Genomic DNA, 20,772 nt, shown 5'->3' with positions numbered 1-20,772 from the left:
TTACCCTTGACAGACAAGTCTGTCTGGTATATGTTGAATTATGGATAATAAAGCTGAGAATTCTCCAAGAGACAGAATAATAGAAACCGCATTGCGGTTATTTTATGAGCAGGGGTATATTGCCACTGGCATTAACCAGATAATTGCTGAGTCGCAGGTTGCAAAGGCAACGTTTTACCACCATTTTTCCTCAAAAGAAAATCTTTGCGTCTCGTATTTGCAGGTGCGTCATGTTGTCTGGATGGGTTGGTTAAGAAGCAGTGTTGAAAAACATACATCTATTGAAGACCGTATCAAAGGGGTATTTGGATTTTTAAGTGAGTGGATGACAAAATGCAATTTCAGGGGGTGTGCGTTTTTAAATATTGCATCCGAGGTACCTTCTCTTAACAGCAAGATCAGGACAGAGGTAGTAAAACATAAGGACGACTTAAGGTTATATTTAAAACAAATGTTATCTCGATTAAAGGCTTCTGATAAGCGTTATAATAATATTAATATTAAGAAGGATGTGGATATGGTTTATGTTTTGGTAGAAGGAGCAATTGTTGCCAGTCAAAATTATGGACAGGCATGGCCTGTCAAGGCAGCCAGAGACGCCGCATGCATATTATTAAATATAGATATCTAAAAAATTTTTGATATTCAAAGACAGACTTGTCTGCCTTTAGTAATTCAATGTTTAGGAGGTTTAATCTTTTGCGACACTATAGTTTTTTGAAAAGGACTAAAATGTTACAAAGCTTTTTATTATACCGTTAGGGGTTTCTATTTTGAAACTCACCCAATTTATACAATTATATTGAATTAATGAAAGGAGATTGCAGATGGCATATAAATTCCTTGTAGATACTTATGAAACTGAACGTATTAAAACGCTCACCACCTGGAGTACGTTTAAAGATGACGACTTAAAAAGACGCCCTCACCCGCAGGACAAAAGGGGAAGAAATGCACATGAGCATATGGTTCATCAATGCATGGGAGAGAATGTGTGGTTTTGCAATATGCTTGGAATTGATGTAGGGGCTCTTCCATTACCATCAAATGAAACACGGCTGGAATTTATTAAATGCTATGCGAAAGATTCCGGGAAACGCCTGGATGCATTGAGAGAAAAAGATAATGCATGGTGGGAGGAAGAAGTAAGCTTTTTTAATGTCAGGCGTTCACGCGCCTGGATTGTCACAAGGAGAATTGCCCATACCGCTCACCATCGTGGGCAGATGACAATGCTGCTCAGAATTATAGGCAGGGAAATTTACAGTACGTATGGCCCAACTGCAGATACAGGAGGTTTAATGCAAAACAAGGCGGAAACAATATATCCATATCCAAGTATCGAAGCCTTGATTGAAGGAGAAACGGCTGGAGGCAATAATAAAGCTCCATTACCAGGGCCAGGTGACAAACCATGTACTGAACGGCCCGAAACAAAATAATTAAGGAACATGGCGTGGCAGGGTGGAAGCAGAATGGTTTAACCACATTGCGCTACATGATTTTTGGACTTTTGCAGACATTCCATACTTGCGGTTTGACAAATTAAAATCTCTAAAATTAAGTATGGTGTCCCCTGAATTATGCCAGTGAATTTCTTTCATAGTCTTTAAACACTGCGTAGACTACAAGGGGAAACATTGCAAATTGTTTTTTAGTAAAACACGATACAAAATGTTAAGGATTCTGAAGATTGAGCGGATTTCCACTATGCACAAACCGCTCATCTTTAATATGCTGCTGTAGAAAGAAAATGGGAAAATACACAGGGAAGAGTTTATTATGAAGCTAGGGAGAAAAGCAGGTAGAATATTAAGCGTCTTTGGAGTTTAGCGAGGCCATGTCATTTTGAAAGATTTGACCTCCGGTGTCCTTGCTAAAAATAGTGCCGAGGTTGATCTTGCAGAGTAAATTGATATGAAGCAGCCTTTGGCAAGTTCAGAGAATTATTGAGGGAATACAAATCGTTATAAAACATATTGCAATTATTTTTTAAGGAATACGAGCCGTATTCTATCAACTATTTTCTTCCATTTTTCGTCTGTGAAGAAACGTCTTTTTTCTTTAATTTTTTGCATATTTTCTGTTGTAATTTTCACAGTAGCATCAGAGGCGCCGGAAATGGGTGATTTGTTTTTTTTCCTTTCTGCAGGTTTTCCAATGGATTCTTTTCTGTTCTTGTCATCTACGTAAGCTATTATGCGAAATTGCTCTGCTTTCAGCATGTCGGTGGTGCATCCAAATGCAAAATTTGATGGTGAAAAAGAAGACGAATTAACTGTTTTTTTCAGTTTTCTTAATCCTTCTTCAACAAAAGGAATAATGATTGTGCCGGAGGGAGTTTGCGATTCCGGCAGAACTTCCATGCTTTCGGTTTGAGGCTGGGGCGGGACTCTATCAGGAATCAGACTTTCCAGAGTGTAGGACGCAGATGGGTTATTTACCAGATTATCTGCTTTCCGGAAATTTATATCGGTCCAGGGATTAAGCACCCCTGTGTAATTGTCTACTATCTCTGGCATTTTTTTCCATAAAATTTTCCTGTGAATACGACCTGTGCAAATGCCCTCCAGGGAATAAATGTCCCTGCCGAATTCATCTTTGAACATACTGCTTTGAAGGGTAAAAAGCACAGTAGTTTCCGGAAAATTTATGCAAAAAAGCGGTTTAAGCGGGGCTTTTGCGTATGCGAAACGATATTTTTTAAAAAAATCAATAAAGCGTTCAAGCAGGTGTGTCTCTTTAGAAGAAAGTAAAGGAGACGTAACAATCCACCGGTAGTCAGCAGTCAAAGTCCTCGAATATATGAATCGTTCCACATTCACGCAAAAAGCCTTACCCTTTTCCTGGTATAATCCATAAGTGTATCTATATGGCTTTCAAACTTAAGCAAGGATTCTTCGTCTCTCTTTTTCTTTTCCGAGGACTTGCGGGCGATTTCAGCAGCGCTTGGCCTGCCGCGTAAAAATGACCAGATTGAGTTTAATGTCCCGGCATCCTGAAGCACCTGCTCTATGGTTTTTTGATAATCAGATATAGATTCCTTTGCCGCATTTTTCATTTGCAACAAGGAAAAGCCAAGACAAAAATAAAGAACATATTCCGTGTTAAACGGTTGGGGCAGTCCTATAATTTTGTCTTCCGCTAAAAAAGGGATATCCATAGGGCTATCCGAATCGGTTTTCGGGGTAATTTTTCTTTCTACATTTTCTTCACCAATAACAGAAACCGGCAGGATACCGCCATTCCAGTTGCTGTTATTCCGGCAAAGTTTCACCACCGGGTCAAATACTTCCATTCCCTTATCAAGGAGTTGTTTATAATCTTCTTCCTTCCAGCAGGAATCAACAGAATCGGCCTTGGTAAGAACAATTAAGATGTTCAATTTTCTGTTGGGGTATATTCTGTCAAACCTGTTCATTATCAGATTAATAATCTTAGCACCGGAAAAATGTCTGATTTCATCAATTCTGGTAAAATGAGTAAGATGATAAGCATCTGCAACAATCACCACCACATTGCTTTCGATTAAGTGAAAAAACAGCGCTTCCAGTTCTTTTTCATCTCTATGTGCAGGTTTAAAAATATGTGATAAAAGCCCTCCTCTGAAGTCCACCCATTCTATATTTGTAATTTTATGGTTTGTTAGGTATTCGATTGCAAATGGATATACGGTGGTTTTATTCGTTCCGAGAGGCCAGTAACCTGCATGCTCTACGGTATTTTCCATAAAATCAACCAGTACATCAACTTCTTCATTAAAAGACGCCAATTCATCATCATTTTTTAGCCTTGGGATCAAAGCATAATCATGGTCTGCGTTTCCCGGCGCCAGGGTGGAGGCCATTCCGTGCATGAGAGTGGTTTTACCGGACCCTGAGTATCCTAACATGGTAATTTTCATTGCATCTTTCCTAAATAAAACAAGCCTGAAATATAAATCAACATAATACCATAATGTTAGTCAATATATTTTGGTATTTCAATTAATTTCCACAATCGAGGAACAATCATACCTCCGAAGATATACTCAACAGGCTCATAATGTGTGAATTCAACGCTGACAGTGTGAAGACGCATTACTGAAAAAAAATATTGAGAACAAATTCTAATATTGAATATCGAAATACGAAACAAATCCTAAATTCAAATGCTTTGAATGTTCAAAACATTTGTCATTGCGGGGAGTGGAGCGACTAAGCTTCGGGCTGGATGAGGATTGAAACCCCCAAGTTTTTCTATAATCATAATTATCCCTTCGGGGTTCTCCTTTTTTCCCGGAATTTTTCAAAAAACTAAAGCGTTACAATACAAATGATTTCTTACAATCCTCAAGGATATGCGATTCAAACAAACTAAATCGTGATTTATTGAGCTATATTTTATAAAATATGAGTTAATATAATGATTAAATGTGTAATATGATCGAACAAATAAGGTTTATGAAATCAGAAATATACCAAAAGGAGGTGAATTATGTCGCTTTTTTTAAAACGCATGTCTTTTGTTACAGGCTTTATGCTTTTGTATTTTATTTCCTTAAATGCATATCTTTTCGCGCAGCAAGATGATAAACAGGTGCACAAAGCGGCAATTTTTGTGGAAAACAGGGCAGGACGCCAGTTTGATAATAAGATTGCAGTATTTGAGGATTTTATTACCAGCCGTGTTGCTGAAAAGGGGTTTAACGTCATTAGCCGTGAAGTGGTAACAGACAGTTTGAAAACCTACTCCCCAGGTGCGGCAAAAGAAAACAGACTGGATACACTTCTCAGTAACAATACATCCGCACTAAGGCTGGCACAAATGATGAATGCCGACTATCTTATTGCCGCATCGATAAGTTCCTTTGGAACAGAAAAGAAAAAGTTTAAAGGATATGGCGTCGAAACAGTTAATTTAGTCACCAATCTGCGTGCCAGCTACAAAATACTGGAAGGTTTACAAGGTAGCACCCTGGTTGCGGATACAATTATGGCAAGCAAATCTGAGCGGTTTACCGAAAGGAGTACGGTTGAAGATGATGACATGATGAATATGCTGCTGGATGAGTCGGCATACAGGATTGCAGAAAGTTTGGGGAGCAAGCATATTGCCCCGCCTCCGCCAAAGCCTGATTTTGTGGAAATCACCATTGCCTGCGGCATGCAAGACCTTGTGCAACTTCCGGTAAGTGTGCCTGACGTCCTGGTAAAGGAAGACAAGACTATGGTTGTAGTGCAAAACAGCAACCTTGAAGTGCAGGTATTGGATGTAACCGTAGAACTCAACGGCGTTGTTATTGGCGCTGCACCTGGCGTTTTTAAAGCGCCACCCGGGTTAAACAAGATCCGGCTTACCCGTGAGGGATTCAGGGACTGGGAAAGAACAATTAATGTTTATAACGTACAAAGGTTGAAGGTGGCATTGCAGATGAATGAAGCTGGCTATGCAAGGTGGAAGGATAATACCGCTTTTCTTCAGCATTTGAAAAACGGCGAAAAATTAACGGATGCCAATGTTGAATTAATAAAGGGAGGTGCGCAGATGTTACGGCAAAGCGGATTCAAGATTGACGTAAAGGCAGATGTAGCCAAGGAAATAAACTCCATCTTCGAATTGTTCTGGTAGCACGGAAAACCAGGAAGAAACACTTTTGTAACACTTTGGTATTTTGAAAAATCTCAATAATAGCGGTGTTTGCCGCATAGTGTAGGGGCGAAGCGTTTACCGTAAATTGCAATAAATGCGTTCATACCCGAACGGGCAAATGCTTCGCCCTACTTTACAAGAAAGGCAGGTGTGTATGAAAAAACCGACCATGATGAAAATACTTTTTTTAGGATGTGCGCTGGCGTTTTTGATGCAAACAAGGGCGTTTGCAGAAAGAGAAACAATGGGTATTGCATCCGTTAGACCGACACAAGCTATAATAGCTGGCGCTAACAGGAGTGGAAGTAGGCTTTCTTTAGACCGCGTGATGCAATCTATGAACGGGCAATTGGCAGACCGCATTAACGCAACCAGAAAATTTCAGATAGTTGCCCGTAATGATCTTGACGATATTGTTAAAGAACAGGAGTTTGCACATTCCGGAAATGTTTCCGCGGATGACAGCACCGCTGCGAAACAATTTAAGATTTCAGGGATAAAGTATTTACTCGTTGCAACAATTGATGATTTTCAGGATTATAACGAGCTTGCAACATTTAAGAAAACAGGAAGAACCGCTACGAAACGGGTTATCAGGCTTTCATGTATCGGCAAAATATATGACACCACTACCGGCAAATTGCTGGAATCTGCCAATTTTCAGATAAGCAATAAGGACATTTCTGAAAATAAAACCTATTCGACAAGGGATGGCGATCTCAATGAAGCGCTGTTAGTGGGAATTGCACGCAAAATGGCGGATAAAATTGCTCAAAGGATGACAGATGTGATTTTCCCTCCAAAAGTACTAAGTAAAAGAGATAACCGGATTACTATTAACCGGGGAGATGAAACTGATATTGCTTCAGGTCAGATATGGGACATCTTTGCAGTGGGGGATGAATTGATTGATCCCGATACAAACGAATCCCTCGGCAGGGAAGAAATCCTGGTTGGCAAGGTGAAAATTGTTAATATACTCCCGAAGGTATCGACGGCTGAGATTATAGAAGATCACGGGATTGATAAAGGGGCAATAGTGAGAAAAGCGCAGTAAAATTTAGGCAGTAGGCAGTCTGCAATCGGCAAATTGCGGATTGCAGATTTCCATGCGGGTTGATGTTAAGGTAGAGACGCATTGCATGCGTCTCTACAAAAATATTGAAAATGCCTAAACATTAAATTGGGTGAATTGCCTTAACATAATTTTATGACAAATTTGCTGGTATGAGACACAAGAGAGAAACTATATGGCATCACATTTTATTGAGTATGACGGTATCGATGTTGTTATGTGCCGGATGCGCCAGTTACAATATGCAAACACAGAGGATAAACCAAAAGTGGAAATCCGGCAATTTCCATGAGGCGGCAGCGTTAATATCAGAACAGGCAGAAAAAAAAGGTGAATCAAAGGACGCTGTTGTGTGGAGATTGGAGCAGGGGGCAGTCCTGCGAACTGCAGGGAAATACGAAGAAAGCAACAAGGCATTTGATCTGGCGGAAGAGCTTATTGATAAGTATGAGGATAAGGCAAAGGTAAAAGTTGCCCGCGAGACGTTAGCAACTGTCACTAACCTTGCAATGCTGCCTTATGAAGGTTTTGCGTATGACAAAATTATGATGAATACCTACAAAGCGCTTAATTATCTTCAACTGGCAGAGTATGAAAAGGCGCGTGTCGAACTTTACCGCGCACATCAACGACAGGAAGATGCTGTCTATATAAATTCAGCCCGAATTGAAAAAGCGCAGGAAGAAGGGAAAAAGCAAAACTACAATATTAATCTTGCCCAAATTAATAGTGACAGTAAATTTAAGCAACAATATGAAAATAATTTTTCAGACCTTGAGCGGTTTAAAGCCCTTGAGCTTTATGTCAACCCTCTTACTGTTTATCTCGATGCCCTCTATTTTATGGCGCAGGCAACAAGCAGTTCAGACCTGGAGCGATCACTGAAATCATTTGAACGGGTGCGTAGCATGATTGGAGAAAATGCATATATCAATCAGGATATTGAAATGGTGAGACAAAGAATGATCGGGCAACCACTGCAGGCTACCACCTATGTTATCTTTGAAACAGGGCAAGCGCCGGCAAGGGATAGCATTCGTATTGATTTGCCGCTTTTTTTCATAATGCCTGGCCTTCCTTACTTTGGTGCGGCGATTCCTAAACTTGTATATAATAATGATTTTATCTCCTCTCTGAACATTTCACATGACGGTCTGACAGAGCCGGCAATGTTGTTGTCAAGCATGGATGCCGTTATTGCGCAGGATTTTAAAAATGAATTATCTCTCATAGTTACTAAAACACTTATTGCTTCTGCAATAAAGGCTGGTGCAGCATATGGCGCATACACAGGCGTAACGGGCGGCAACCAAAAAAATACAACGGCAGGGCTTGTCGTGATGTTTGCGGCATTCGTATATCAGGCGGCAATGAATCAGGCTGATATAAGGACATGGCAGACCCTGCCTAAGGAATTTCATTTTTGCCGCTTTCCTACACCGGTTGACCGGAAAATTGAACTGGAACAACCGTATTCGGGTTTCAAATTACCGGTAACAATAGATGATGGTATAATGAATGTGGTATGGGTTAAATCCATAAGCAGGAATAGTCCTTTTACGGTTGCCCAATTCAGGCTAAAAGATAGTCCGGAAGGGATAAACCTGCCGGTAAGGCGCCCAGAACCGGTAGTTGCGGCTACAGATGCTAAGGCCTTTTCCGCAGAACAAGATGTTCAAAAAGAGAAAAATACAGAGACAAAACATGAAATGCCGTAACACTTTGGATTTTGAAAAAGTAGGGGCGAAGTATTTGTTGTAAATAGTCATGAAGGCGTTAATACCCAAACCGGCAAATGCTTCGCCCCTACAAGGGAACAAGATTGAATGACCAGCAATTAAACAATTTATAAAGGAGGCAGCATGAAAAATATTACACTATTATTAGCAGGGATGTTTATTGGCATAACCTTTTTTTCTTCATGCACCACAGTTAACACCGTGGAGCGTGAAGAGCCTGTAGGAACAAAGCAGGTGGTTACTGACAAACGTGTTATTACCGATGCTACGCTTAATAAAAAGGTCAGCATCGTTGGATTGAACGAAGCCGTAACGCCGGGTGGATTTCTTCAACTGCAGATAGAAATACTTAACAGAAAAAATTCCATGCAGGAATTTACTTACAAAATAGAATGGTTCGATGAGAATGGTATGCGTGTGGATACACCTGCATCTGTATGGGTTCCAAGACAAATAGAGGGGCAAGAGACACTTTCTATTACTGCGACAGCGCCGAAACAGACTGCGCGTGATTTTCGTGTGAAATTTATGGAAAACGTCAGGGATAATTAAGAGAAGAAAGGATACAAGATGAAATTACCGTTAACCGTAGTTGTGTTGCCTGCAGTAGCATCTTTATTTTTTGCCGGTTGTTCTACCCATACAAGATATGTTGAGACCGGAGGCCCGCGTACCATCGTCACTACTGATATAAACATTCAGGACTTTTCGTATGCGGCGGAGGAAATGATTAATTCGCTTCTGGCGTCGGGTGCGTTGGATACTGCACCAATCCAGCCGGCAATGCTTGCGATAAGCCGCATTACAAACAATACTACTCAACAGATTGATACTGACCTGTTAATAAAAAAGATCAGGGTTGCGCTGAATATAAGTGGAAAGGCGCTGACAACTACTACAATCGGATTGGGTGGCATAGCCGAAGACCCTCTGGCGCAAGGCATACAACAGGAGAAAGAATTTTATAGCGACAAAACAGAGCCGCAGCGCATGCCGGATTTCTCGCTTTCAGGCAAGATCATTGAAAAACGTGAACGGCAAAATGACATAAGACAAGTAACTTATACCTTTCAACTTTCCCTCACGAATAACGCAGGCCTTGCCGTATGGGAAGATGAAAAGGAACTCTCAAAACAAAGCAAAAAAGGCGTTATTGGATGGTAGTTTTGCCTGCCGGAATTGTGCATAAATATGACTATCCTTGTGGGATGTGGATGGGATGTGTCCCCTATGCTTATATCTTGTATTTGTTGAGTTTATTGTAGAGACTTGCACGGGAGATTTTTAGTATTTTTGCGGTTTTTTCCTTATCGGCGTCATTGGCTTCTAATGTATTTATGATTATCTGGCGTTCGGTCTGTTCCAATAATTCCTGAAGCGGTTTTCCGGACAGGCCGGGGCGCGTCCCCATTTTTTCCTGATATAAGGGAACGTCTTCGGGGGTGATTCTGTTCTTTTTGCAGAGAATTACCGCGCGTTCAATTACATTTTCAAGTTCGCGGATGTTTCCGGGCCACGCATATGACGTGAGTATATTTAGTGTATCGCGGGAAAACCCTTCCACGGTTTTCCGGTTTTTCTTGTTGTGTATAGCTAGAAAATGGGCGGCAAGCAGAGGGATATCTTCTGTTCGTTCTCTTAATGGCGGTAGAAATATCCGTATTACATTAAGCCGGTAAAACAGATCGCTGCGGAAAAGTCCCTTTTCAACGCAACCCTCAAGATCGGCATTCGTAGCGGCAATGATGCGCACATCAACTTTTATGGATTCATCGCTACCTACCGCTTCAAATTCACTATCCTGCAGGACTCTCAGCAGCTTTGCCTGAACGGCAAGGGAGATATTACCTATTTCATCAAGGAAGATAGTGCCATGGTCTGCTTTTCTGAAACGCCCAACCCGGTCTTTCGTCGCACCGGTAAAAGCGCCTTTTTCGTGTCCGAAAAGTTCGCTTTCCAGCAAGGTTTCCGTTAAAGAGGAACAATCTACCTTGACGAAGCGGTGGTTATTTCTGGCGCTGTTATAATGTATTGCCTTTGCCACCAGTTCTTTTCCGGTGCCCGTTTCGCCCTGGATGAGTATGTTTGCTTCCGTGCCTGAGACATGGGAGATAATATCGTATATTTTTTTAATTTTAGGGCTTTCTCCGATGATATTGCCAAAGGTGTATTTTTCTCCAAGTTCAGACCGTAATCGGTCTACCTCTCCTTCGAGGCGTTGCATTTGCAGTATTTTTTCTATCACCAGAACAAGTTCATCGCGTTTAAAAGGTTTTGTTATGTAATCAGACGCCCCGTGCTTCATTGCTTCTACGGCGCTTGAGACGGTGCCGTAACTGGTCATTACAATCACATCAATAGCGGAATTGATCTGTTTGATTTTTGAGAGCAGTTGTATGCCGTCCATTTCCGGCATAACAAAATCCGTGAGGACAATGGCATACTCCGGATCTTTTGAAATCCTTTCTATGGCATCAGCGCCATTTGTAACGGCGTCCGCTGCATATCCTTTGCTTTTCAGGAGTTCCGTACACATTTCTCCCAATGCCGGGTCATCATCTACCACTAATATTTTTTTCAGAGTATGACTCCCTTATAAAAACCTACTACAGTTATTAGTTATTAGTCATTGGTCAACCGCCGACTGCCGACTGTAGATTGCCGACGGCAGAAGGGACAATTAAATCTTTTGCCAAAAAATGTAAAAAACAACTTTTAAGCTACTATTTGCAGGGGAGTGAGATAATAAATTTTGTCCCCTTGTCTGTATTGTTATCAAGGCGTATCGTGCCGTTATGTGCGGAAATTATGTCCTTACAAATTGACAAACCAAGACCGGTGCCTTTTCCCTGTTCTTTTGTGGTGAAAAATGGTTCGAAAATACGTTTATGATATTTTTCGGGGATGCCTGTACCATTATCTTCAAATACAATTTCCACGGATTTTTCTGCATTGTTCATCCTCGTTTTGATAAACAGGTCTCCGCCATTGGGTAAGGCGTCCACTGAATTATTTACAAGGTTTAAAATAACCTGTTGGATTTGATTTCCTTCTACCAATAAAGGGGGCAACTGTTTGTCAAATGCCCTGCGGATGTTTATTTTATGGATTTTTAAACGATGTTCCACCAGCGCCAGGATAGTAGTTATTAACGTATTTATATGATATTCCTTTTTCTCACTATCGGACTTTCTGGAAAAAATTAATAGATTTCGTGTTGCCTTCTGGCACCTGGCGATTTGGTCGGAGATGGTTTTGATTTTGCCGAGAGCTTTTTCATCATGAACTTCCTCCAATAACAACTCACAATACCCGGAGATGGTAGCAAGGGGTGTATCTAGTTCATGAGCTAGGCTGGAGGCGAGGAGTCCTATTGAAGCCATTTTTTCCGCCTGCAAAAGCTGGTTTTGCAGAGATTTGAGTTCTTCGTACGCATGACGAAGTTCGCGTATTCTTTTGCCCAATTCCAAACGCTGTTCTTCCCGTTCTTTTTCCAGCATTTTTTTTTCGGTGATATCCATAAAGATTTCTACCGCAAATTCAACCTGGCCATGTTTGTTTGGTATTGGGAATACAAAATGTTCAATGCAGCGATTTTTTCCGGCAGCGTTGTTCTCCCAGTTTATCCTTTGGTGGGGTTTGCCGTCTTCAAAGACTTTTGGAGTTACGCAATTCTCACAGAGTGCATTTTTGTTCCATAATTGTTCATAACATTTTTTCCCGACAATGGATTGGCGTGTTTTCCGGAGTTTCTTTGTTACCGCGTCGTTGACAAACAATATATTGTACTCTTTGTCGATTATATTGATATATGCGCGAATACCATCAATGGCTGCTTGTAGAAAATTCCCGGATACTTCCAACTTTATTTCCTCCAGACATTAGAAAGGTTCGCATCGGAGTTAAGGTAGAGAAGCACGGTCGTGCGTCTCTACATTTTGGTATGGAAAAAGGGCGCCGGGGTGGATTAACAACGTGGCTTCGCCAGGATTTCAAGTACTTTTACATCGAGGAACCTCTTTGAGGCGGCAGATTTTATTATACATACGGTATCTGCGCCCCTTATTGTGCCGGCAACCGCAACCACTTCTTCCCGTTCGGGGATGAGTCCCGCATCGCATGCCTCCATAACAATTTCGCAGCAAACCTTTAATCCTTCGCCCAGTCTTCGTAACGATTGTGCAACGATCATCGCCGGATAAAGTCCGTTAAATTTTTGCGAAAAAGCGGTTTCTATTGAGTGTGTAAGGATGGTGCCTGTGTAGATTTTGCCTCCCAGGGCTACGATTTGATCCCGGTTTTCAGGAAGCAATTCCTGATGATTGGGTTCCTGAAAACCGGCTGAATGAGTTACAACTACAAGGTTTACCTCTTTACCGTGCAGTTTCTTTGCCATTGCAACGCCAGTCTCACCGACGGAAGTGGCAACAACAACGTGTTTATATCCTTCAGAGACAGATGATGCGGCTATTTCTATGCATTCCTCTGTATTTTCTCTTCCCGGTTTTTCAAAATAGAAGATGTTCTTTTTCAACATGTTAAGTGTTTATTTGGCAGAATTCTTCATAATCGATAAGTTCCTTGATCGTAGCTTTATCGCTGCATACCGGGCAATTGGGATTTTTCCGGACATTCACCTTTTTGAATTCCATGTTTAAGGAATCATATATTAGTAGCTTGCCTTTTAATAACTGTCCTTTTCCCAGAATGAGTTTGATTGCTTCTGTCGCCTGGAGGGTGCCAATGACGCCTGCCAATATCCCCAATACTCCAGCTTCTTTGCAAGAAGGCACTAAGCCCGGAGGCGGTGGCTCTTCATAAAGACAGCGGTAACAAGGCCCGTCAAATGGCAGAATGGTGGTTACTTGTCCTTCAAAGCGGAAAATGGAGCCGTGCGAAAGCGGTTTTCTGAGAAAAACGCAGGCATCGTTCACGAGATATCTGGTGGGAAAGTTATCGGCGCCGTCAAGTATTACGTCATAATCTTTAATAATATCAAGGATATTGCCGGAAGTTAACCGTTCGGTATAAGGAATGACTTCTACATCGGGATTTAATGCCTCAAGGGTCTCTTTCGCCGAAATAGCCTTGGAGCGCCCGACGTCTTTTGCAGAATGTAATATCTGGCGTTGCAGGTTTGAATAATCAACACAATCACCATCGGCAATTCCGATTTTTCCAACGCCGGCGGCGGCAAGATAAAATGCGGCAGGAGAGCCAAGGCCGCCCGCACCTACCAGAAACACCCTGGCATTCAATAACTTCTGCTGGCCTTTGCCTCCGACTTCGGGGAGAATAATGTGACGGGAATATCGTTCTATTTGTTCTTCAGTAAATGATAATGACATGCTTTTTTCCTAACCTATTTGCCAAGTTGTTAATTATCTGTAGAAAAAAGGCCATGTACCATAACATGGCCCGCTTTGTATCCACTGAGCTTTACAAGGCTTAAATATCTTTTGAGAAAAAATGATAACAAATGCTATTGAGCAAATCAATACATTTTAGAGAACGTGCATTTTGCGTAACATCTCAATAAATTGAGGTTTTTATAATAATTTCCACAATCCACAATCTGCCAACTGCCAACTGCTGGCAAGCGAAAGCCATTAAATAGAGACAACGTTTATTTTTGAGAGATCATCTGTTCCCAATCCGGGCATGGCAGCAGTGGAGATATATTTTGGCTCCCTGCGAGCTTGCTGTAAAGAGGGAAGTTTCATCTTTTTTCTCTGAGCTTCGATAATAGTATGGCATATCCTGTCGAAAGCGACAGGGTCCCTTCCTACAATAATGCCGTTGTAATTCCATGTCCATTGAGGCTTGTAACCGGGGGCCTCCGTTGTATTGCGCCAGTATGACGTCACAAACAATAAACCTGACCTTGTTTACGATATAGGGATGGCTGTTCAGTTCTGCAATATAGGGATTGCAATTGTTGGTGTGGTATTTGTTCGGATTGTGCATTGCTCCAAAAAAATTCTTCATGGCAACGCTAATGCCTGCCAGGGCATGGTCTTTCAGGACGAGAACGTTAATGATGGCGGTACACATTTTAGAGACTATTTTGTTGAAACATGTTCCCACTCTTCCGGCTATCTGGGGTTCGGAGTCGTAACCGCCCTGCGGTAATTCGTCAGTACCAAAACATTGCACGCCTTTGGTTGCACGCCTCACCCGAAACCCTGCCGCTTCAAGTTCCCTGTTATACCGTTCAAATACAATGATGTTTACATCCTTCACTCCGGCAAATTTGAGTCTATGGAAAATGGCATCTACTATTGCTACATGCGACGACATAATACGGCCGAAAGGACAGTTTAGTTTGATGCCTACAATATCGTATGGACGAAAAAGCCTCTGCCATGCATGCTCTTTTGAGGCAGAGCCTGCCAGCTGCATAACTGCTGTATGCAGGAGATTTGTTATTTTTGATTCTTTTACGTTTCCATTGTCAGCAACAACGGCATCATCCCGCCCGATAACTACATCGGGAAGAACTGCAGGTTGCATATCATTTCCATGGGCAAAGTGTGCTGAACAATGTTTCAGGTATTTTGCCAGGATTGAAGTGGCGCAAAACCTCCTTCCATTAGCAATGCTTTTTTAAGAAATAATCTTCTTTCAATGCTTTTTACAGACATTTTACTTTCCCTTAAATAATTTTCAGGTAATATTCATACTTATGACAATTTATAGCAAATGCTTCGCCCCTATACTAAATATTGTACTAAACATAGCGATAATGGCATACATAAAAAGAACCCCCTTTTCCCTTTCACTTCTCGTCCTCTTATTCGTCGGCATTGGCTGCACGACCGTTAAGTATTATCCGTCAAACTTTGTAGAATCACTGAAGCATCCCACTAAATTCCCGGATATTTTCGATTTTAGTGTGCAAAATATTGAGGATGTCGTGGAAAAGAACCCTCTTCTGGAAGGTGAAGATGTAAAAATTACCGATGTTGGTGAGAATAGAAATTCCAGCATGCATGTGCTTCAATTGCGTGAAAATACCGAATATTCCTCACATTACCACAAACGCCATGATGAAGTTATTTATGTGAAAAAGGGCAACGCTATTGCGATACTTGACGGTACGAGATACATGGTAAAATCGGGGTCCATTTTGCAGATTCCCAGCAAAACGGTACACAAATTTGTGAATACCGGCGATGAAGCATTTATGGCTATTTCAATTTTTTCTCCGCCTTTTGATGGTAGGGATCAGAAATTTACACAAAAAGAGAAAAAGACAGACCGGGGGGCAAAAGAAGAAAAACGGCTTGCAGGTGTTACTGCAAAGAAAATAAAGGAAGAAGTTGAAGTCTCATCAGAGGAAGGCACAGAGAAAGAAATTATCGAAGAAACGGAGAAAGTTGCGACAGCAGAGGAAGGTATGAAAGAAAAAGCTGCTTTGCCCTTGTCCGATGTTCGGGATTTTCAAACAAAAAAAGAAGGTACTGCTTCATACGATTATCTAACGTTAAAAGAGAGGGGTAAAAAAAAGGCAAAAAATGCAGAGTCTGTTGAGCCTCCAGAAGTGGACATCGTAAGTTTGCATGAAAAACTTACCCGCCTTTTGAAGTTAAAAGAAGAAGGGATTATCTCCGCCGATGAATATGAAAAAAAGAAAGATGCACTGATCATGGGTGGAGAGAAATATACCTTTGCAGAACCAGAGAATTTGCCGAAAAGAGACTTGCCCCAAAAAGACGCTGCGCTCTTAAAAAAGGTTGATGAATATGCACAACTACCGGAAGATACATACCGTTTACCCAATGCACCATTAGATAAGCATACCGATATTGAAGAGACCTATTATAAGGAAGAGCCGTATACGCAACCGGGAGGGGAACAACGACAGGGAGGGGAGGGTTATGAGGGAACTTCAGCGATTGAGACATTGCCAACGGATCATAAGTTAAGGCTATTGCATGAAATGCTATCGGAAGGCCTGATTTCAGCAGAAGATTTTGAAATAAAAAAGAGGGAGTTGGTACTTAAAACAGAAGAAAAGACCTTTCCGATTCCTCCTCCACCAGGCGCTGACAGAGAAGAAAAGCTTAGCGCCCTTAAAGAATTATATAAAGAGGGGTTGATAACGGAGGAAGATTACCGGCATAAGTATAATGAATTAAGCGTGAAAGAGGAATCAGGGTCTTTTGCCTTTGATGAGAACCCCTATAATGAAAAAGTAAGCGAGCTGGAAGGGTTATATAATGACAGGCTTATTACAGAAGAAGATTACCGGTTCAAATACAAGGAAATAACAGGTAGGGATGTTTTTACCTCTGATATTATTGATAAAGATGTTAACAATGAAAAATTATCAGAACTTCGTGAATTGATGGAACAAGGAATCATTACCAAAGAAGACTATGAAGCCAAAAAAGCCCAATTGACAAGCAATTGACCATATTTTACCCATCGACGCGCCTCTTATCCCGCAAACGCACCAATGAGTGTTCCCACTCCTGGCGGGTTCAAGTTTGCAACTTGAACCCCACGTTTTATATTGTTCCTGCCTGCTGGCAGGGGGATTTTGTCATTAAATACATATCGCAGCAAAGCCGCAACCAAAAAGGATTTAACCACACAGGGCACAAAGAATACAGAACGCAAAGGGCACAAAGAAAAACTTACGAAAAAAAAGGTAACAATTTAGTCTTTTGAAAAATTCCAATAATAGCGATGTTTGCCGCATAATGTAGGGGCGAAGCATTTGCTGTAAATTGTCATAAATACATTCATACCCAAACGGGCAAATGCTTCGCCCCTGGTTTTTCAAAAAACTAAAGCGTTACAACCCGACAGAACCCATCAATAAGTATTTCCCGCTAAAACGTTGTAACTCCTAATTAGGAAACCTGTTTCCGGCGTACATCTTTCTGGCATACATTTCGCTCATTTATCACACCTGACGTCTGTTTAAATTGAGTTACCTATCCTGCCAATACTTTTGCGTTTGATATTTTATTGCGAATAAAATATATATATCCCGAAAAATATCAATGTGAAGCGATTCTTCTTTGTTTTTGGCCGTACGAAAAAGCGGTAAGTTACAGACCAATACATTGAAGGCGTCATTGGTGCATATAGCGTAATAATTGGTGGAAATCATTTAGGAAACTGGCTGAAATCTTACGTTCGCTTCATGTGCATTTTATTTTTTGAAAGGAGAGTTTGTATTTTTTTATGAGAGATTTGTATTCGATCTTTAAAACAATGTAACGGTGTAAGCATAAGGTGAATAGCATGGCGTATTTGTTATAACATGCTTCTTTATTCAGCTTATGCGGTAAAATGGCAAGGGAAAATGTTGAATGCGCGGCACACTTGATTTTTCTGGAATTTGCAGTAACAGTGATAATTGTGAAGAAATATCATTGTATTTGGGGAATTTGTAATCAAGAGCAGAAACCAATATTGTATATTTAAGAAAGGGGGACAAGCAAGTGATGAAAAAACTGACATTAGTATTGTATATTTTTTTTATTGGCCTCATAAGTTTTCTGTTTATAGAGGGAACAAAGGTTCATGCAAGTGCACTGTTTGAGGATGAATTTGATGGGAAATCTCTGGAAAATTCATGGATTATATTACGTGAAAATCAAAGTGATATTAGTCTTACCGAAAGCCCGGGGCATTTAAGGATTATTTCCAAGGCTGAAGACTTGTGGCAAATAAATGTTAACAACAAGATTAAACTCCTTCGCCGTGGGCCACATGGCGATTTTGAAATAGTCACCAGGTTAACGTATGATCCCAAAGAAAAGTTTCAGCAGGCAGGAATAATCCTATACGAGGATGAGGAAAACTATGTAATGCTCACCCGCCAAAAAGATGACGCACAGCACGTCGTAATGAGCAGGTCTATTTCTAAAACGGAAGGGGCGAAATCTGCCGCCACATCATTGACAACGTTGTATTTAAAATTAACAAAGTCCGGAGAAAGTATTTCCGGCGCTTTCAGCACGAATGGAGAAACCTGGACGACCGTAGATCACATTTCCGGCTTACATTTTAAACATCCGCAGGTCGGTTTGGTAGGTTTTAACGCTCAACAAAAAACCACAGCCAATGCGGACTTTGATTTTTTTAAGATAAGTGCAATAGGCGGAGGGGTTGCTTCTGCAGTGGAGGAATTGCTCGAAGTAAATAAATACAACAAATCCATTCACGTTATGGCAATGTTGATGGTAGGTTTCGGATTTTTAATGGTCTACGTAAAAAGATATGGCTGGGGGTCTGTTACCGCCACCTATATTGCCGTGAGTTTTGTTATTCCTTACTACATGTACTTAAAATCAAAGGGGCTATTCGGAGAGGCGGCGGAATTTCAAATAGACCGTTTAATCCTTGCGGAATTCTGTGCGGCGTCCATGCTTATTGCAATGGGGGCATATTTGGGAAGATTAAAAATGTCTCAGTATATTATCGCGGCATTGTTGTTTGTTCCTTCCTATATACTTAACGAATGGATTATGTTAGACGATGGAATGGGTTTGATACCAAAGGGAAAGCTCATTGATACGGGCGGGTCGATAGTTATCCATCAGTTTGGGGCATATTTCGGATTAGGCGTGATAATGAGGATGACCACAAAGGAAGACTTCTCGAAAAGTATTGAATCCGATAAAATAAGCAATCAATATTCGATGCTTGGAAGTATGGTACTGTGGATATTCTGGCCATCGTTTTGTGCGGCAGCCGCCGAGGCGTCACAAATGGTTACTGCGGCGATAAACACTATTCTTTCCTTATGTGCCGCAACAATTTCTACTTATCTGGCGACAACGTTGATTCGAAAGAAAATCGTTATTGAAGATATGGCAAATGCCGCACTTGCCGGAGGTGTAGCTATCGGTTCTTCTTGTGCTCATACAACGCCAAGGGCAGCGCTGATGTTAGGTTTCATAGCCGGTATTTTGAGTGTCATTGGCTTTGCACTCATACAACCACGGCTTCAGAAAATGATTAAGGGCATTGATACCTGCGGCGTTCATAACCTTCATGGTATGCCTGGTATATTGGGTGGTCTGGCAGCAATTTTTATGGCAGGCAGCGCAGTGCCGGGATTGCAGATAAAGGGGGTTGTTATAACCTTTGTCGTGGCCATTATTACCGGGCTTGCAAGCGGGACGGTGGTTTCTCTGTTTGGCCACAGAAGAGATTCTTACAATGATGAAGAAGAATTTGTAGTGGAAGCCCACTAAGAGTGTTGCCGGAGAAGATATATTTACATAGACCTCCTGTGTTTAATAAAACGCAGGAGGTCTTTTATTTTTAAGGAAAATATATGAATAAGATAATTGAATGTGTGCCTAATTTTAGCGAAGGAAAAGATCCCCGGAAAGTAGCAAAAATTGCGGATGCGATTCAAAGGGTTAAGGGGGTAAAATTGCTGAATGTTGAATCTGATCCGGACTATAACCGCACGGTAATTACCTTTGCGGGAGAGCCGGAAGCGATAAGGGACGCTGCATTTTCTGCAATAGAAACGGCAGCGAACGTTATTGATATGACACTGCAAAAAGGGGAACATCCGCGTATTGGCGCAACAGATGTTTGCCCTTTTGTTCCAGTTGCAAATATTACCATGGCTGAATGCGTTAAAATCGCACATTTATTAGGCAAGGATGTTGGAGAAAGGATTGGTATTCCCGTGTATCTTTACGCGGAAGCGGCAAATGTACCTCAACGTTATTTGCTCCCGGATATACGGAAAGGCGAATATGAAGGCCTTTCAAAAAAAATGAGCGATGCGGAATGGCGGCCTGATTACGGCCCTTCAGCATTTAACGACCGTGTGAAAAAAACAGGCGCCACGGTAATTGGCGCGCGGGAATTTTTAATCGCTTATAATGTGAATCTGGATACTGACGATATTTCCGTTGCCAATACTATTTCAGGGATGATCCGGTCTTCGGGGAGAATGAAATTGAATGCAAAAGGAAATGAGCGTGTTGCCGGTATGCTGAAATTCGTTCAGGCAATGGGTGTGGATTTAAAGGAATACAGAATCGCTCAGGTATCCACCAACATCCTTAATCACAAAGTAACCCCGCCGCATGTTGTTTTTGAAGAGATAAAGAAACTTGCAAACGTTTATGGCGTAAACGTCCGTGGCAGCGAGGTTATCGGCCTTATACCAAAAGGTGCCCTCATTGCGGCAGGGCGTTTTTATTCTTCGGAAGAAAACGAACAAAACCTTGTCAACGTTGCAGTCGAAAAACTGGGATTAAGCCAGCTCAATAAATTTGTACCGGATAAAAAAGTTGTTGAGTATATGCTTGGACTGAATTGATAATTGATACACCGATG

Annotated in this window: 17 protein-coding genes; 10 read left to right on the top strand and 7 right to left on the bottom strand. The window is 41.4% G+C overall.

The annotated features are described in order from the left end of the window. The first annotated feature begins 40 nt into the window (after positions 1–40). Both QZT26_RS00400 and QZT26_RS00395 read left to right on the top strand, forming a co-directional pair. The gene (locus QZT26_RS00400; protein WP_295099964.1) at positions 41–631 is read left to right on the top strand and encodes a TetR/AcrR family transcriptional regulator; all 591 of its coding nucleotides are present in this window, start codon (positions 41–43) and stop codon (positions 629–631) included. A gap of 196 nt (positions 632–827) precedes the next feature. Continuing rightward, a complete protein-coding gene (locus QZT26_RS00395; RefSeq protein WP_099325269.1) occupies positions 828–1,442 on the top strand; it encodes a DinB family protein in 615 nt (204 codons plus the stop codon). 543 nt (positions 1,443–1,985) lie between these two features. Here the strand turns inward: QZT26_RS00395 and QZT26_RS00390 are convergent. Both QZT26_RS00390 and QZT26_RS00385 read right to left on the bottom strand, forming a co-directional pair. Next, the gene (locus QZT26_RS00390) at positions 1,986–2,819 is read right to left on the bottom strand and encodes a hypothetical protein (protein WP_295099962.1); all 834 of its coding nucleotides are present in this window, start codon (positions 2,817–2,819) and stop codon (positions 1,986–1,988) included. Between the two features lie 2 nt (positions 2,820–2,821). After that, positions 2,822–3,904 carry a hypothetical protein gene (locus tag QZT26_RS00385; RefSeq protein ID WP_099325271.1) on the bottom strand — a complete coding sequence of 361 codons (1,083 nt, stop codon included), beginning with the start codon at positions 3,902–3,904 and terminating at the stop codon, positions 2,822–2,824. 572 nt (positions 3,905–4,476) lie between these two features. On the opposite strand from QZT26_RS00385, the gene QZT26_RS00380 reads away from it, so the two are divergent. From QZT26_RS00380 to QZT26_RS00360, 5 genes are all read left to right on the top strand, one after another. Continuing rightward, entirely contained in the window at positions 4,477–5,610 is a 1,134-nt protein-coding gene (locus QZT26_RS00380; protein WP_099325272.1) for a PEGA domain-containing protein, read from the top strand. Between the two features lie 175 nt (positions 5,611–5,785). Next, positions 5,786–6,688, top strand: a complete 903-nt coding sequence (locus tag QZT26_RS00375; protein WP_157820521.1) for a CsgG/HfaB family protein — start codon at positions 5,786–5,788, stop codon at positions 6,686–6,688. 170 nt (positions 6,689–6,858) lie between these two features. After that, the gene (locus QZT26_RS00370) at positions 6,859–8,424 is read left to right on the top strand and encodes a hypothetical protein (protein ID WP_157820522.1); all 1,566 of its coding nucleotides are present in this window, start codon (positions 6,859–6,861) and stop codon (positions 8,422–8,424) included. A 144-nt stretch (positions 8,425–8,568) separates the two neighbouring features. Continuing rightward, complete coding sequence (locus QZT26_RS00365; protein WP_099325275.1) at positions 8,569–8,997, top strand: YcfL family protein; 429 nt, start codon at positions 8,569–8,571, stop codon at positions 8,995–8,997. Positions 8,998–9,015: 18 nt separating this feature from the next. Further along, positions 9,016–9,609 carry a penicillin-binding protein activator LpoB gene (locus QZT26_RS00360; protein WP_099325276.1) on the top strand — a complete coding sequence of 198 codons (594 nt, stop codon included), beginning with the start codon at positions 9,016–9,018 and terminating at the stop codon, positions 9,607–9,609. 70 nt (positions 9,610–9,679) lie between these two features. Here QZT26_RS00360 and QZT26_RS00355 read toward each other — a convergent pair whose 3' ends face one another. The 5 genes from QZT26_RS00355 to QZT26_RS00335 form a co-directional block, all read right to left on the bottom strand. After that, positions 9,680–11,011 (bottom strand): sigma-54 dependent transcriptional regulator, encoded by a 1,332-nt coding sequence (locus tag QZT26_RS00355; protein ID WP_230405713.1) that lies wholly within the window; start codon positions 11,009–11,011, stop codon positions 9,680–9,682. 157 nt (positions 11,012–11,168) lie between these two features. After that, on the bottom strand, positions 11,169–12,308 hold the full coding sequence (locus QZT26_RS00350) for an ATP-binding protein (RefSeq protein WP_099325278.1): 1,140 nt from the start codon (positions 12,306–12,308) through the stop codon (positions 11,169–11,171). A gap of 104 nt (positions 12,309–12,412) precedes the next feature. After that, positions 12,413–12,982: a pyruvate kinase alpha/beta domain-containing protein gene (locus tag QZT26_RS00345; protein ID WP_099325279.1), complete on the bottom strand. Its 570-nt coding sequence runs from the start codon at positions 12,980–12,982 to the stop codon at positions 12,413–12,415. Between the two features lies 1 nt (position 12,983). Beyond that, positions 12,984–13,793, bottom strand: a complete 810-nt coding sequence (gene moeB / locus QZT26_RS00340; RefSeq protein WP_099325280.1) for a molybdopterin-synthase adenylyltransferase MoeB — start codon at positions 13,791–13,793, stop codon at positions 12,984–12,986. Positions 13,794–14,085: 292 nt separating this feature from the next. After that, a complete protein-coding gene (locus QZT26_RS00335) occupies positions 14,086–14,958 on the bottom strand; it encodes a DUF362 domain-containing protein (RefSeq protein WP_099325281.1) in 873 nt (290 codons plus the stop codon). Between the two features lie 232 nt (positions 14,959–15,190). On the opposite strand from QZT26_RS00335, the gene QZT26_RS00330 reads away from it, so the two are divergent. From QZT26_RS00330 to ftcD, 3 genes are all read left to right on the top strand, one after another. Beyond that, the gene (locus tag QZT26_RS00330; RefSeq protein WP_295099956.1) at positions 15,191–16,861 is read left to right on the top strand and encodes an SHOCT domain-containing protein; all 1,671 of its coding nucleotides are present in this window, start codon (positions 15,191–15,193) and stop codon (positions 16,859–16,861) included. Between the two features lie 1,045 nt (positions 16,862–17,906). Further along, positions 17,907–19,664 carry a DUF1349 domain-containing protein gene (locus QZT26_RS00325; protein WP_295099954.1) on the top strand — a complete coding sequence of 586 codons (1,758 nt, stop codon included), beginning with the start codon at positions 17,907–17,909 and terminating at the stop codon, positions 19,662–19,664. Positions 19,665–19,747: 83 nt separating this feature from the next. Then, positions 19,748–20,755, top strand: coding sequence for a glutamate formimidoyltransferase (gene ftcD, locus QZT26_RS00320; RefSeq protein WP_295099953.1), 1,008 nt, complete (start codon positions 19,748–19,750; stop codon positions 20,753–20,755). Positions 20,756–20,772 lie beyond the last annotated feature (17 nt).

It is taken from the genome of uncultured Candidatus Kuenenia sp., from assembly GCF_900696675.1.
Lineage (GTDB): Bacteria > Planctomycetota > Brocadiia > Brocadiales > Brocadiaceae > Kuenenia > Kuenenia stuttgartiensis_A.
This window is presented reverse-complemented; position numbering and strand designations above follow the sequence as displayed.

Excerpts from the sequence above, each read along its gene's own strand:
- QZT26_RS00335 (WP_099325281.1), bottom strand. The coding sequence starts at position 14,958 with ATGCAACCTGCAGTTCTTCCCGATGTAGTTATCGGGCGGGATGATGCC.
- QZT26_RS00365 (WP_099325275.1), top strand. The coding sequence starts at position 8,569 with ATGAAAAATATTACACTATTATTAGCAGGGATGTTTATTGGCATAACC.
- QZT26_RS00395 (WP_099325269.1), top strand. The coding sequence starts at position 828 with ATGGCATATAAATTCCTTGTAGATACTTATGAAACTGAACGTATTAAA.
- QZT26_RS00400 (WP_295099964.1), top strand. The coding sequence starts at position 41 with ATGGATAATAAAGCTGAGAATTCTCCAAGAGACAGAATAATAGAAACC.
- QZT26_RS00330 (WP_295099956.1), top strand. The coding sequence starts at position 15,191 with ATGGCATACATAAAAAGAACCCCCTTTTCCCTTTCACTTCTCGTCCTC.
- QZT26_RS00375 (WP_157820521.1), top strand. The coding sequence starts at position 5,786 with ATGAAAAAACCGACCATGATGAAAATACTTTTTTTAGGATGTGCGCTG.
- QZT26_RS00370 (WP_157820522.1), top strand. The coding sequence starts at position 6,859 with ATGAGACACAAGAGAGAAACTATATGGCATCACATTTTATTGAGTATG.
- QZT26_RS00325 (WP_295099954.1), top strand. The coding sequence starts at position 17,907 with ATGAAAAAACTGACATTAGTATTGTATATTTTTTTTATTGGCCTCATA.
- QZT26_RS00345 (WP_099325279.1), bottom strand. The coding sequence starts at position 12,982 with ATGTTGAAAAAGAACATCTTCTATTTTGAAAAACCGGGAAGAGAAAAT.
- QZT26_RS00360 (WP_099325276.1), top strand. The coding sequence starts at position 9,016 with ATGAAATTACCGTTAACCGTAGTTGTGTTGCCTGCAGTAGCATCTTTA.
- QZT26_RS00385 (WP_099325271.1), bottom strand. The coding sequence starts at position 3,904 with ATGAAAATTACCATGTTAGGATACTCAGGGTCCGGTAAAACCACTCTC.
- moeB (WP_099325280.1), bottom strand. The coding sequence starts at position 13,793 with ATGTCATTATCATTTACTGAAGAACAAATAGAACGATATTCCCGTCAC.
- ftcD (WP_295099953.1), top strand. The coding sequence starts at position 19,748 with ATGAATAAGATAATTGAATGTGTGCCTAATTTTAGCGAAGGAAAAGAT.
- QZT26_RS00380 (WP_099325272.1), top strand. The coding sequence starts at position 4,477 with ATGTCGCTTTTTTTAAAACGCATGTCTTTTGTTACAGGCTTTATGCTT.